The organism is Bradyrhizobium niftali, assembly GCF_004571025.1.
Taxonomy (GTDB): domain Bacteria; phylum Pseudomonadota; class Alphaproteobacteria; order Rhizobiales; family Xanthobacteraceae; genus Bradyrhizobium; species Bradyrhizobium niftali.
The window spans coordinates 1-14,605 of sequence record NZ_SPQT01000027.1 but is presented as its reverse complement, the minus strand read 5'-3'; the positions used below and the strand labels follow the sequence as shown (position 1 = coordinate 14,605).

General features: G+C 57.9%; 9 protein-coding genes and 1 pseudogene. 7 read left to right on the top strand and 3 right to left on the bottom strand.

The annotated features are described in order from the left end of the window. Nucleotides 1-2,136: 2,136 nt before the first annotated feature. The 7 genes from E4K65_RS34770 (at nucleotide 2,137) to E4K65_RS34740 (ending at nucleotide 13,007) form a co-directional block, all read left to right on the top strand. Entirely contained in the window at nucleotides 2,137-4,614 is a 2,478-nt protein-coding gene (locus tag E4K65_RS34770; protein ID WP_167771401.1) for a 2-aminoethylphosphonate--pyruvate transaminase, read from the top strand. 31 nt (nucleotides 4,615-4,645) lie between these two features. Continuing rightward, a complete protein-coding gene (gene rtxC, locus E4K65_RS34765) occupies nucleotides 4,646-5,704 on the top strand; it encodes a dhydrorhizobitoxine desaturase (RefSeq protein ID WP_135177973.1) in 1,059 nt (352 codons plus the stop codon). Nucleotides 5,705-5,733: 29 nt separating this feature from the next. Next, nucleotides 5,734-6,519, top strand: a complete 786-nt coding sequence (locus E4K65_RS34760; RefSeq protein ID WP_235885836.1) for a gamma-glutamyl-gamma-aminobutyrate hydrolase family protein — start codon at nucleotides 5,734-5,736, stop codon at nucleotides 6,517-6,519. A 129-nt stretch (nucleotides 6,520-6,648) separates the two neighbouring features. Beyond that, nucleotides 6,649-7,551, top strand: a complete 903-nt coding sequence (locus E4K65_RS34755) for a DMT family transporter (protein WP_135177971.1) — start codon at nucleotides 6,649-6,651, stop codon at nucleotides 7,549-7,551. After that, a complete protein-coding gene (locus E4K65_RS34750; protein WP_135177970.1) occupies nucleotides 7,548-8,834 on the top strand; it encodes an ATP-grasp domain-containing protein in 1,287 nt (428 codons plus the stop codon). Before E4K65_RS34755 ends, E4K65_RS34750 begins: the two co-directional genes overlap by 4 nt. Beyond that, nucleotides 8,834-10,171, top strand: a complete 1,338-nt coding sequence (locus E4K65_RS34745; RefSeq protein ID WP_135177969.1) for a glutamine synthetase — start codon at nucleotides 8,834-8,836, stop codon at nucleotides 10,169-10,171. Before E4K65_RS34750 ends, E4K65_RS34745 begins: the two co-directional genes overlap by 1 nt. Before the next feature lie 586 nt (nucleotides 10,172-10,757). Then, nucleotides 10,758-13,007 carry a hypothetical protein gene (locus tag E4K65_RS34740; protein WP_135177968.1) on the top strand — a complete coding sequence of 750 codons (2,250 nt, stop codon included), beginning with the start codon at nucleotides 10,758-10,760 and terminating at the stop codon, nucleotides 13,005-13,007. A 126-nt stretch (nucleotides 13,008-13,133) separates the two neighbouring features. On the opposite strand, the pseudogene E4K65_RS34735 reads toward E4K65_RS34740, so the two are convergent. From E4K65_RS34735 to E4K65_RS34720, 3 genes and pseudogenes are all read right to left on the bottom strand, one after another. Continuing rightward, nucleotides 13,134-13,438, bottom strand: a pseudogene (locus E4K65_RS34735) (IS5/IS1182 family transposase); the annotation flags it as partial. Between the two features lie 251 nt (nucleotides 13,439-13,689). After that, nucleotides 13,690-14,373, bottom strand: coding sequence for a response regulator transcription factor (locus E4K65_RS34725; protein ID WP_135177967.1), 684 nt, complete (start codon nucleotides 14,371-14,373; stop codon nucleotides 13,690-13,692). After that, nucleotides 14,370-14,605, bottom strand: a 236-nt coding sequence (locus tag E4K65_RS34720) for an ATP-binding protein (protein ID WP_135177966.1), incomplete at its 5' end; no start/stop codon positions are given. The genes E4K65_RS34725 and E4K65_RS34720, both read right to left, overlap by 4 nt.

The window sequence follows — 14,605 nt, the reverse complement described above, 5'->3', positions numbered from 1 at the left end:
TGCGATCGGACTTTTGGCTCTAAAGGAACAAAATGGTCGCATCCACTCGTCGATTGCCCCGCTTCCGTTATGCTCGAAGTGGATGGTCAATTCAAACCGAGTACGCGAGCAGAGATGGAGCATGGGCGGGAGCGGAGGAGCTCAAGGAACGCCGTCCCATGCTCCAGATCGGAATCTACGATGTGACAACAAAGTCCAGAGAGGAAGTCCGACTTCCAGTAAGTTGACTTTTCGCTTGGCGCTTCTTGCTGCGCGTGCGGCCAGCGACACGCCGAGCTCCCGTTAAAGCCGAGCCGGGCAGCGTCTCGGCCGGCTTCGATCTCTCGCGCAGTATGAGGGGCGTCGATTTCCGGGCTTGGCCGCATCCGGCGAGCGGGTACTTGCTTTCCAGAACCCGAACTTGGCAGTCGACCACGACTCCCTCATGTCGCGGCCATGCCGGCTTTCGGCAAGCTTGTTTCCGTGGCCCGCCGCTCGACGGCGGACAACGCCTGCCTACACCCGCGCCTTCGCATTGCGAGACAAAGCAGCCGCGAACCTTAGCCATCCCGCGCTGCGCTACCGACCTTCGCCGCGCTTCGGGTTCTGCTCCCTTCCGCCTGCCGTCGTTGATCGCCATGAAGGCGGCCATGGCGCGGCCGAATGGCAAGAGAGCTTATCCATGGCAAGCGACAAGGACGATCTCTTGATGATCCGCTCTGGTCAACCGTCAACCTGTCCGACCGCGCGGTAGACCGCGTCGAACGCGAGCTCGCCATCAACGAGCAGGCGCGAGAGGGGCCAACGCGAGCAGAACGGCTGCGAGGTGCGATTCGGCGAACCAAACCGCCTCACTGCCGAGGTTTTTGCGCTCATTGAGTGCTGGACGCGATGGAACTCCGTTCACCTTCGGGCCTACGGTTTGGACAAGCCGTCAACCGCGGCACGCTCGCCACGGCGGTGGCTGTCCGTGAGACTTTGGCGCCGCGAAGCCGCGTGCAGAACCGAGAGATGCTGCCAGCCTAACGATCGCGCTCACAGAGGCACACGTGCCACTCATCTGGGGTCGAGTCGACCTGGTCCGAGCAAAGCAGGACGACATGTTCTGCGTCACGGCCTCGCCGAAAGGTGTCGAACTGTTCGTTGCTAAAGCGACAGCAATCGCAAGGTCGCTCAGATTACCTTCAAGCCGGACTCGACCTCAGCCTGCCAGGGGCGCTTCATTCAAGCGCAACGACACCTAACAGCGGTGGTCATGTGCGGCGAGGCGTACACGTTCCAGGTGCCAGCTATCGAGGAGGATCTCGGCCGCATGGAGGAGAAGCTCGGTACCTCCATCTGCGGTATGGCGAGGAATACGTGAACGGGAAGACTGGGCCATCCTTACCTGCGGTATGCGGTCGCAGGCGGAGGCCGAGTGTCCTGATGTCGAACTCTCAAATTGTTTCAGCTCGCTGTGAATTTCTCCACACTCTCCCATCTACGTCCGGTTGCGCGAGCCGATGCGAGTACGGTCAGGAAAAATTCACACGAGAAAATGCCCGGAGAGGGTTGAAACGCCCCTAACGTCAAGTTGTACGATCTCGAAATGGACAACGACAGTGATTGGCGTCCGAAATCCTCCAAAAAGCGACGGAGTGCGAATGCATCGAGTCTCAAGCCCACGCATCAGACTGCCGCTGCCGACAACGATCATCAAGTGTGTCGTGGCATGGCCTGCATCCAGGCGCGATGACATCCGACTGCATCGTTTTCCTAACGCCGAGTTTGCCTGAATAGAGCAGGTCCACCGCGTAAGGTCGGTCGCAGACCTACTGCTTCGCGCCGGCTAGAAGCCGACGGCGCTCAGTCTGCACATGGATGACAGTTGGGATGAGATCGCGCGGCAGCGTCACCTGCGTTCGAGCGCGCGCTCGGAAAGCCAATGTCTAGGAGATGTGAATGGCATCCGTGATGAGCTTTATGAGCAATCGCTCCGCATCTGCGATGAGATACGGAGGTTGCCATCCGGCAGGGGTTTCGGACGCCCACCCGAAACGCGCCCGCGTATGGCGCTTGGCCCGAAGCTGTTGACCTAGGAAGTCGATGCTCGCCACAGGGCTCCCTGGTGGCTGGCGTTATCCAGATCATTGACACTACAACTTGAGGAGGAATGGTTTGACGAGACAGCGCTCTTTGCTGACGCCTGGTCCATTGTCGTTATCGCTGGCGGTCAGGAGCCAGATGCAGCTTGATCTCGCATCGCGCGATTGCGAGTTCAAGGAAGTGACCGCCTGCATGAGGCGGCTGATGCTCAGCTTGTTGGGAAATGCTGAGGACTATTCGGTGGTGCCTATTCAGGGAGGCGGCTCTTTTGCAATGGAAGCCGCGCTCTCTTCATTTGTGTCCCGAGCGGACAGGCCGCTCGTTTGCATAAACGGCATCTATGGCGAGCGCATTTTACGAATCTTGCGGTTGTGGGGCGTCGAAGCGCTGAAGCTCGTCAAGCGAGCGACCGATCCTTTGGATCCTGAAGAAATTGGCGAGTATCTGAGCCGAAATCCTGGCGTTACGCACCTATGTTTGGTTCATTGCGAGACGACAACCGGAATCGTCAATCCGCTGGACGCGATCGTGGAGGAGGCGAGGCGACGTGGCGTAAAGACCATCATCGACGCGATGAGTTCTTTTGGCGCCCTTAATATCGATCTGAGCCAGCGTGGAGCTGACGTCCTGGTCACCTCGAGCAACAAGTGCATAGAAGGGCCGCCGGGAGTAGCGTTTGTCATCGCGTCTCGCGAGCTGCTCGAGAATGCGGTTCAAGAACGCAGGTCGTTTGTGCTCGACGTGAGAGATCAATGGCTCTCGCTCGAGCGCAGCGGTGAGTGGCGATCGACCCCACCAACCCACATCGTTCAGGCAACGACAAAGGCGCTGGAGATTCTGCACGAGGAGGGCATTGATGCGAGGCGCCGCAGGTATGAGAAGATTAGGGACGATCTCGTCAAAGAACTCGAAGGAGTAGTGTCGCCGCTGCTGTCGGCCGAGTTGCAATCGCCGGTCTGCGTCGCGTTCGGCGCGCCTTCCGGAATCGTGGACCAGGCAGGATTCGACGGGCTGTACCGCCACTTGGCAGCCCACAACCTTTATGTCTACTCGAAGCTGCATCTTCCGACGCGGAGTTTCCGTATCGGTTGCATTGGAGAAATCCAATCCAGCTGGATCGTGCAGTTGGGCTGCGCATTTCGTACATATTTCCGCTCCAGTCAGGGTCGGTCAGCTGCGCCGATGTCGGCCCAAGAGACATGTGACGCTCGCGTAAAGATGCCAGCTCAAACGGGTGGAGAACCGCAGCTGTCGTTTTCGGCCGAGACCGCGGTTCTGCATGCGGGCTATCGACGCGACGCAGTGACGAAAGCCGTCGCAGTGCCGATTTACCAGAATACGGCTTATGAACTCGATGGCGATCTAAACCACATTGCTGACGTCTACAACGTCAAGGCCGACGGGTTCACCTACACGAGGATCATCAATCCGACGACCCGCGCGCTGGAAAGGCGCTACGCCGCCGTCGATATGGGAAGGGACTCGCTCGCCGTCGCGTCAGGTCAAGCGGCGACGTTCCTGGCTATCGTCAACCTGTCAAGTGGCGAAGTGGGAGACAATGTCGTCGCCTCTCCGTATCTATATGGCAATACCTGGAACCTGCTCCACAACACATTAAAGCGTCTTGGGATCAGCGTGAGGACGGCAGATCCTCGAAAGCCCGAGACGTTTGAACGTGCCATTGATGATCGCACGATATGCCTGTTCGGAGAGGTGATTTCGAATCCTTGTCTGATTCCGCTCCCCGTCAAACAGCTGGCCGAGATCGGCCGAAAGTACGGCGTGCCTTTGGTCGTGGACAATACGACAACGCCACTGGTATGCCGGCCGTCAGATCTCGGCGCTGCGATTACGACGTACTCCGCAACAAAATATATTTGCGGCCACGGTACGACGCTCGGCGGACTGATCGTTGACAACGGCGAGTTTAGCTACCGGGGAGCCTCTCGCTTTCCCTTGTTCAATCGTCCCGACGATGCGCATGGCGGAATTGTCTGGCATAACGCGGTGCGCGATGTCGACGATCTCGGAAAGAGCGAGTTTCTCCTCAAGGCTCGCATGACCTGGTTGCGCGATACCGGCGCGGCGATCGCCCCGTTTGCGAGCTTTCAACTGATCCAGGGGCTTGAAACGCTGCCACTTCGCATGAAGCAGCACTGTGCGAATGCCAGGATCGTGGCCGACGTTCTCAAGGAGCATCCTAAAGTGCGCCGTGTCTTCTACCCGGGGCTCTTTGAAGGCGCCGATCGGGAAGTCGTCGAACAGACACTCAATGTTGCATACGGACACGGGGCGATGGTCATGTTCGAAGTGGAGGACGAACAAGCCGGGCGCAAGTTCATTCAGAACGTCGACTTGATGTATCACGTCTCGAATGTAGGCGACGCCCGCACGCTCGTGACCCATCCTGTCTCGACGACCCACACCACCGTCCCGCGGGAAAAGCGCGAAGCCGCCGGCATATTTGGCGGCTCGATCCGGCTTTGCGTCGGCATCGAAGATGTCAACGACATCCTGCGCGATCTGGACAAGGCGCTTTCCGCAATCTGACAACCAGCAAGGCGATCAGGAGGAAGTTCTCATGAATCAGGCAGATGCTTGGAAATTGAGGTCATCACGCTATGAGGCCGTTCAATTCAGCCGAGAGATCAATAAGCAGCTCTCTGAGCTGAGACCCGACAACATAACGGGAGCTGCTTATATTGCCAAAGATTACGCTGTCATCACAGCGTGCACGCTCGCGACTGTGTCAGTCTCGTGGTGGCTCTACCCGCTGGCCGTCCTTCTAATTGGTGCCTATCAGCGCGGATTGACAACCATCGCTCATGATGCGGCTCACCGCACGCTCGCGAAGAACACGACCTGGAACTACGTCCTGGGCATTCTGTTCGCGTCGTATCCCTTGTTCCAGCGCCACTGGGCCTACCGGATCTCGCACGTCTATTTGCATCACCCCTATCTTGGAGACCCGGACAAGGACCCCGACCTGAAGTTCTTCCTGGCCAGCGGCGTTTACGACGTGCAGCCTCCGGAGCGGTACGCTTTCAACATGATCTGGAAGCCGATCTTCGGCGGCGCGACAGTGGCGTATCTGAAGTATCTTTGGGCGAATCGATTTTCGGTCACAGCTGTCGAGGATCAGAGCCGCTCAGGCATACTTGTCGACAAGTATGGCTTCTATCTCTTCTGGATCAGCATCCTGGCCGGATCATATGCTGTTGGGCTGCTCCATATCGTCGTCCTGTTTTGGATCGTGCCCTATCTCACCACGTTTCAGGTCCTCGGCTGGTTTATCGAGCTCGCCGAGCACTCACCTATGTGCGAAACCGAGACGCAGAACGTCTATCTCACCCGGAATCGGAAAGGAAATTTCCTCGAGCGGGCCATCCTCGGGCAGAATTTGGATGAGTACCACCTTGAGCATCACCTTTCGCCGGGCATCCCGTTTTGGCTGTTGCGCAAAGCTCAGAAAATCCGAATGCAGGATCCGAACTATGCGAAGGTTGCCGCGACCTGGGGTGGGCTCTTTGTCAAGGGACCTCAAGGTCAACCTAGCGTCATAGATCAGTTAAAAGAGCGAAATCGACGGTTGTATGAGCAGTCCGTTGCCGAGGTTCGCACACGAGGGCAGGTGGCGTGACGTTGCTACGGCCAGAGAGCACCCGAGCCGTGGTAGGCGTCACTTCGAACCGTCTTCTGGTCGATGCTGTGCATCGCGACTGGTTGCGGCGCAAGTACTTGCAGGCACTCCATCGTCATGCGGGCGTGGCTTGCGTCATATTGCCGACGGTCGACGCCGAAGATGCGAGGGAGGAGGTCGTTCCGGCGATCATGCGCCGGCTCGACGGCTTGGTGTTGACAGGTGATGAATCGAACATCGACCCCGCCGTCCTGAGAGCGCCCGCGTCCTTGACGGAGGATGACCGGCAGGACGTTGAGGTTGGGATCCTCGACCGTCCGCGGGACAGGCTCTCTGCCGTAACTATAGAGAGCGCCATCGCGCTCGGAATGCCTATTCTAGGCATCTGCCGTGGGCTTCAGGAACTCAACGTCTATTTCGGCGGCACGCTCCGCTCATCGCTTGCGGAGTGGAGGCCGGAAAGTGGTGCGATGCATGCCGAGAAGCCAAATCGTCCAAGAGACCGTCAGTACGACGCCGCCCACAGCGTCAAGATATGTTCCGATGGCGCGCTCTTTCCAATCGCGCGGACGATCGAAGCGCAAGTCAACTCGCTGCACAATCAAGGCATCGAGGCGCTTGCCCCGGCGCTGAGGCGGGAGGCGTGGGCGCCTGACGGTTTGGTCGAGGCGGCTTCGGTCATTGGCGCCCCGACGCTGCAAATCGGTGTGCAATGGCACCCCGAATGGCACGTCTCAAGCGATCTCCTCAGCAAGCAATTGTTCAAGGCGTTTGGAGAGGCGTGTGTTCGGTACTACCGGACTAAGAAGAGCTAGAGGCGGATTGTGACATTTCAAAGCAAACGTGGTCCGTGCACGTCGAAAGGACATTCCCTCGGAGCCGACGCACGCGTCCGGTCCTGCGAGGGCCGCGCGTCGCTTCGCGGGCACAGGAAGACTGGACGATTGGCGAATCGCTTCGCTCTGGGAGTGTTCCTTGTGGCGCTTTATGTCGTCGTGAGCGCGGCAGGTGAGGTTTATGCAGCGTCGTACTTTCAGCAAGCGGATGTGTACGTCGCGCTCCTGCTGTCCTTCGCCGCGGTATGTCTGATATTCAATCTCCTGGCTCGCCACGAAGGAGACGAGGCAACGGTGGCGAAATGGTCGCTCCTGGTCTTCGTCGCGCTCAATGTCGGGACAGCAATCAGCTGGATCGGCTTATTCATCGGACTGAAATACGCCGAACCTGCGATCGTCGTCGCCTTCATGGTCGCACTGGGGCCCACCGCGACAGTGTGGTTAAACGCACTGATCAGGCGCCAGGGTGCCCCTCCAGCATCCGATATTGTCGTGAGCGTTACGATCGCAACGATCGGCAGTTACATGATTTGGATCTCGGCCAGCGGCAACGCAGGTGTGGAGTGGGGGGCTCGATCGTCCTTTGGCATCGTCTTGGCGATCGTGGCCGGGCTATCGCTGGCTCTTACAAATATACTTGTCAAACTGCTGTTCGACCATGGGTTTTCTGGCCGACAAGTCCTGGCGCATCGCTTTTATGGAACGATTCTCTTGCTGCTGGGACTGGTCGACTATTCATCTATCGTGCCTGAGATCTCGCAGCATTGGTTTGCGATCGCAGCAATTGGGCTGTCGACGATCATTGTTCCATTGCTCTTGATCCAGCAGGGCATTCGGCGCGTAGAGCCCTTCACCGTCAACACGGTCCTGTCAACCGCCCCTATCATCACCTTCCTGTTCCAGTACTTCGATTCTCGCATCGTGCCTTCGTCACATACGTTTATTGGAAACGCTCTCATTACGGCTGTCGCTGTCGGCAACATCTACTTGCAGTATCGGAGATCCGCATGAAACAACGGAATTGTGTAATCGTAGACGCATACTCTACCGGTCGATACCTACCGGAAGAGTTCAAGCGCTATGGAATTGGAACGGTGCATGTGATGTCGGCTGCACAGATTGCGCCCATATTCCGATCGCATTTCAATGCGGATCTTTATGATGAAGTCATTCGCCCCAGCGAGGGGATGGGCTATGACGAAACCGTTGAATATCATCTTCAGGCTCTGCATGGCCGGGAACTGGAGTTCGTTATCGCGGGCTGCGAGACCGGAGTTGAACTCGCCGATTCTTTGTCGGAGCGGCTGGGCTTGCCCTCAAATGGGACCGCGCTATCCGCTGCTCGGCGTGACAAAGCGCGATTGTCTTGCGCGTTGACCTCTGCAGGCGTGCGATCCATCAGGCAAGTCGTGTCCGACAATCCTGTAGAGATCGCGAGCTGGAAGCGTGAAGCGAAGTTCGATGAGATCGTGATCAAGCCGCTGAACAGTACGGGTACCGAGGATGTATTCTTTTGCTCGACAGATGCTGATATTCAGCGGGCTCTAAGCACAATTGTCGGGAAGACGAACCGTGTCGGAGTGTTGAATCGTTTTGCCCTCGGGCAAGAAAAAATAAACGGCCAGCAGTACACCGTAAATGCCGTCTCGATCGGCGGGGAAGGTTTCGTTACGGAGGCCTGGACCTATGACACGGTTCCTATTGAGGGGGCATCATCGGTCTGCTCGCTTGAGAGATTGTTGGACGGCAGCGAACCAATCGTTCAGGAACTATCCGACTATTTGGTGCGTGCGTTGCAGGCGCTACAGATCGTCGACGGACCGGCTCATGCTGAGATCATCGCCGATCATCGGGGACCGGTTCTGGTGGACTTCGGAGCGAGGCTTCAAGGGACCATGTCGGCAAAAGCACGAACGATGGCGTTGGGGCACAACCATATGAGCCTGACGGCCTGGCGCTACGCAGATCCCAAGGGCTTTGGTGAATATATGAGGCTGCGCGGGCCCTACAGGCGGCAGGCTCACGCACTTTGCGTCTCGCTGATCTCAGATATGGGCGGTGTCGTTGCCGGTTACCCGGGACTTGAAGCAATCCGCCAGCTCCCGAGCTTCGCGGATGCCATTGCATTTGTTCCAATTGGTCATGAGCTGGTTCCCACGATCGACTTGGCGTCGACACCAGGCATTGTTTATCTGGTGAATAGCGACTTGACTCAGCTTGAGAATGACTATCGCAAGTTGCGAGCAATGCGGATGGACCAGGTCTTCGAGTTAGTGATGCAGGATCGCGCCTAATGCCAACTGATCCCAGGTTGACCGGAGCGAATCCAGCCCGCGCGGCGATGGTCGGCGTAAGCGACTTCGATGGCGTTCTGCGAGGCAAGCACGTCTTAGGTGAAGATCTCTCGGATGGAGACAAAGTCGTCAAGTTCTCTGAAGCGGTGCTGGCGTGGGATTGTACGGACCGGGTCATTCCGGCGAGTTTTACGCAAAAGCCGCTATCAGCGTTCGGGGACGCTGACCTGCGTATTCTGTCAGGCACCGGCCGTTCGGTGTCTCATCTCGGCGATCAATATCTCTACCTCGCGGAGTTCACGGGCCCACATGAGAACATTTGCCCGCGCGGTGTTCTGCGCAGGGTCCTGCGAAGGGCTGCTGACCACGGATACGACTGCACTGTCGGGTTCGAGTTTGAATTTATGCTGTTTAAGGAGAACGCAGACACGATTGAAGAAAAGTCGTTCGGCGAATGGGCTCCTTTAACACGCGGCCCGTTCGGCTACTCGATTGCGCGTTCGGTCGCGCAACATGAGTTGTTCGATGAGATCTTGGCGCTTTGTGAGAAGGCTAGACTACCTCTCAGCGGACTACACTTTGAAACGGGACCTGGCGTGGTCGAAGCGTCACTTCGTCATTGTGATGCGCTGGAAGCTGCCGATCGAGCAACCATATTCAAGTCGATGATTAAAGCCTGGGCGCAAACGCGAGGCATGATGGCTACATTCATGGCCAAGGTTTCCGAGAAATGGCCCGGCCAGTCTGGCCATATTCACATCTCGATGTCCTCGGATAATCAGAATGCGTTTTACGACAGTGATGCGTTCGGCAACGTCTCGAAGCTTATGAGGCAATTCATCGCCGGACAACTAGAATACATGAATGAGTTCTGTGTGCTCGCTGCGCCGAACTTCAACAGCTACAAGAGATTGGTACCTGGCTGCTGGGCACCAATCTGTCCAAGCTGGGGAGTTGACAACCGCTCCTGCGCAATTCGCGCCATTCCGGGAGAGCCATCTGCCCATCGCCTGGAGTATAGGCTGCCTGGCGCAGACCTGAACCCATATCTCGCGCTCGCAAGTGCGATTGGTTCGGGAATATTGGGTGTCGAGACAGGTCCGGCACTGCCGGCTTCGATCGTCGGTGATGCAAGCGCGGAAATGTGTCGTTCGTCCGCGAGACTGCCTCAAAGCCTATCAGAGGCAACTTCTCGGTTTGCAGAGTCTGCAGCGGCAAGTGATGTCTTCGGAGAAAGGTTTGTTGAAGCGTTTTCTTGCTCGCGCCGTTGGGAGTGGGAAGCCGTTCAACACCGGGTCACCGACTTTGAACGTCGGAGATACTTCGAGATCATTTAGCTGAGCTGTTCGACAGTTCTGAACGTCATTCCTCTGGCCGGTGCCGGCCACACTATTGCGGCTGCCTGTTCCGCTGATGTTGGACTTCATACAGAGCAAATGTGCGTTACTCGTTAAGTGAGGACCTCGGGACGCTGAGGAGGTCTGCTGTTATCTGCTCTGTGGCAGCAACCGCGAGTGCTCCGTTGGGATACTAGATTATATCTAACGTCCGGTCCTTCTCGTAAGCTCTACATCGGCAAGCAGATGGTGGAGCCGTCAAGCATGCGCCCGGTTGGCAGGTATCCCTCGCAAGCCGTCGAGCGTGCGCGCGCTTGCCTGAATGACTTTGGCAGGGCTATTTCTGGCAGCGCACATTTCCATACTGGTCACGGCGAGGCAGCGGAATGCGGACCGACGCTACAATCGACTATCCCGCACCTTATGGGTCATCCCCTATTGCTGCCTCAGCACCACAACAGCTTCCATGAAATTGGAACTCGGACGGCGGGGTTGTGCATTCGGAGAGCATCCTTCGTCAGCCAACCGTCAGCCAGGCGGCCTATCCAGGGACGCTGCGCATTGTTGACCGTATGGGAGATGGAACATGACGGGCATTGGCCGACCTGGCGAACCGCACGTTGGGGCTGCGGGAGCCGACACCACGTCGGTATCGAGCAGTGCGCATTCGGAGCCAAATGTCCCTGCGGAAGGCCACCGAGTTTTCAACTCTGTCGTGGAGCGGATGCGCTTAGCGTCTGAAGATAGAATGGCGGCGCTCGCGAGCCTGCCCTCAGGTACGGGTGTGGCAGTCCCCATTTCCTCAAGCGGTGAGGGGATCAACGCAGCGAAACAAAATATGGACGGCCTGCTTGAGGAACTTGATGCTTGCCACAGTGCTGCCATGGGCGCTCAGAGCTCGTCTGAGGCGCAAGAGCTGATCGATCAGGTTGTCAAAGCAGGCGCAGCAGTTCTGGACTACTACGCGAGCCTGTCTCCAGATGTGGCGCGCAGCATTCTGTCCGAAGATCAGGCTCGCCGAGTTCGTGACCGGACTCTGGATGCGGGGAACGAATGCAACGCGCTGGCCGAACCGATTATCTACGCCTTGGAGCAGCGTAGGGAGAAAGCGGGAAAGATACTCGAGCGGATGCGCCAATCCAATGCTCCGCCCGACCAGCTGATCCGAGCGGCTTCCAGTGTGGCGAAACACTATTTGGCCTGCACGGAGTGGTGGGAAAAGAAGGCATTGCGCTCTGAACGGATGCAGTCCGTCTGCGCAGCCACTGCCAGCTTGCCAAGTGCAACGGCCGAAATGCGACAGACCGAACAGGCGACACTAAGGCTGCATACCGGCTGGGCACTGAATACGAGGTGCGTGCATCTGCAATCGCAAGTCCTTCTCGCGCGGGTCATGATTGAGTCGCACGCGAGCACGCTCGACCCGGCCGTCAGGCAAATCCTCTTGGGTGAGAACGGTCGGGCACGTCTACTCGGAACCTTCATGGGCGATGTTGTTCCGGCATTCCTCTCAACGGGCGACGCTGTTCTGCACAGCAAAGGACAAGCCCTCGACGCAGAGCACTGCGCCGTTCTGGAAGGGGTCATGGAGCGGCTATCGGAATTTGCGTCGGCGTTGCCCAACATGGTTGCCGAGCTAAGGCATAAGGGAGCAAGTCCCGAGCTTCCGTTGGATCTGTTGGATCAGATCGTGGAAGGAGCGTGGGTCACTGCCCATGAGGTCATGCGCCTCCTAGCAGTGCAGCCGAAGACACCAGCCATCATTGCAGCGCCAACGGAGGCTGGCCTTGCGTTGCCGGCAGACGCCGCCGGCAAGGACCCGGCCGAAGGCAGTCCAACGCGCAGGAAAGGGAAGGGCAAGCGGAGGCAGGCCGGAGGTGCGGGGAGTTCGGCAGCCGGGCAGCCCGAGCCGCAGCTCGCTAGGCCCGAAGCCGACACGGCTCGAACCACCAAGGTTATTGTGCTCTCGGATCTGGGCACGAAGAAACTCGCGAGCGCGGAAGAGGCGCATACGAGGATGTCATCGTCGGCGAGGGAACACTTGGCAATATGGCAGGCTCCGCCATCGAAGGAGACACTGACGCGCCTGCTCGCGCGATTGGACGAACTCTTGCAATTCGATCTGCGCAGCGAGCAAAGAGCCATTTCGCAAGCGCGCCACATGAAGCCCGAAGATGCCGACCACGTCGTGGACATCGTGGTTGAGCGGCTGCAGAGCCAATCTGCGGAGATTGAGGCCTGTGTAGCCGCGCTGGACGAACCTCGCCGCCGCGGCCTACTCACGCCTATGCAACTGCCCGAAGTGCACGACAAAATAGTCCGCCTCAAGGCGATGTTGTCGGAGGTTCAGGGGCAGGCACATGCTTTGAAGGCGCGAAAGGCTTCGATCGAGATCGATTGCATGAAGACCTATGCGTTTCCCTCGCAGAAGTACCTCGAACGGTTGCAGGCGGCCGAGGAGTTGGCTCCCTTGGAGTCACCGCGCGCATTGAAGGGTGAGCCAGGAACGCTGTTCGAGATCAAGCTGCAGCCTAGGCCACTGCGCAATGGTACGGTGAATCCGATGTGGGTGCACATCCATACGAAGCGGCCGGTCTATGCGTGGCAGTTAACGACATTGGATGACGCCGAGTTCGCCGCTTGCCACGTGAAATCCAACGAACAGCGCGGCTACAATCGCCTCTGGCAGAACGCTCGAGCTGCAACAGGTCACGAAGACGTCGTGATCCATCGCGGCAAGCTCACGCCTGCTTTCTGCAAGTCCCTGTTAGGTTCCGCTTTTAGCGGCTATCCAGGGTATCCTTTTGCCGGAACGGAGCGCGGGGCGCGCAGCTGACTCGATACGAGACTAGTTAAGCGACTCGATAGAGTGCCGCTTGTGGTACGGCATCGGTCTTCTTCGCATCCGGATCCAGTGGCCGAATGAACCGCACCTTTGGCTCCGCTGGCTCCAACTCCTGAGTTAAGAAGCCGGATTGAGCTGTGTTGGAGTGGCGAGCGTTCGCCATTCGCAACTCCAGGAAGAGGCCCAAGAGTTCTCTGAGCCGGGCGAGGATGCGGCGGAAGTTGTTGCCGACGGCTGAGAGGACGACATTGGCGCAGCATCAATGGGGGCGTCTCGGTGCGCTCGATGGCGTCCCGCAGGGTGTGCCCATCATACGGATTGTCGTGCATTGCGCTCGCGTGCAGCACGAACAGTCCGCCGGGAGCGGGGCGATTGTTGGTGACGACGGAGGGCTTCACGCCGAACTCGTAAGGCGCGGGGGCGCAATCAACCGTACGGCTTCTCAAAGCGTTCCAGCCTGCTCCGGGCTCCTCTGTGTTTGGCCGAGGCAAATATTTGGGCGATGTAGCCACGCGATTTCAAAAGATTCTCTGTCGCCGCACAGACTGAGGCGTCGTTGTCAACGACGGAAATCACAGGCGCGGACAAGACAAGCCCTCCTGAAGGAGGAATAGCGGCTGCAAGCATTAGCCGCCTTCGGCGAAAGATGGGCTCGACTGATGAAATTGTAAAATCATACTTGTGTTTGTTCAGGACGATTGGCGCGAATTCCCAACGTCTCAGTCATTCTGATCAAGTCGGCCAGCGAGCGTGCACGCATCTTTTTCATTACGTGTCCCCGGTAGATCTTGACCGTAATCTCGGCGAGCCCAAGCTCGGCGGCGACCTGCTTATTCATCAGGCCGGCAGCGACCAGTTTCATCACCCCCTGCTCGCGCAGGCTTAAGCTCTCAAATCGGGACTGTAGGTTCGCGACCGTCTGCTGAGCCTCCCGTCTTTTGCGATCGCGTTCGGTCGCCGCAACCACGGCATCAAGCAGTTCCTGATCGCGAAACGGTTTGCTGAGAAAATCGACCGCTCCTTCCTTCATGGCCCTGACAGTCATTGGAATGTCGCCATGGCCGGTAATGAAAATGATCGGAATATGTATGTTCAACCTCGCTAGCTCAGTCTGGAAGTCAAGGCCGCTCAAGCCTGGCAGCCGGACATCAAGAACCAGACAGCTAATAACGTCCGGGATTGGGCTCTGCAGCATTTCGCGCGCCGATCCGAATGCAATGACGCCTAACCCTACCGATTGAAAAAGATTCGTAAGCGAGCGACGCATGGAGACGTCATCGTCCACGACGAAGACGGTCGCCTTTGTCGAGGCCTCGGCATTGCTGCCTTCATCTGGCGCGTCAAATCGTGCAGTCACGAGACGGCCTCCTTATGCAGCGGTAAGGCAAACTGGAACGTCGCGCCCGGTCCATTTTTGTGGACCATCGACAGTCGTCCTCCATGAGATTCCACGATCGACCGGCAGATCGAAAGACCCATTCCAAGGCCAGTCGATTTGGTGGTGAAGAAGGGATCCAAGACGCGGTCCGCGTCGTTCTCGGCGATGCCGACGCCACAATCGGTCACGGCAAGGTGGACGTGCCCCACAT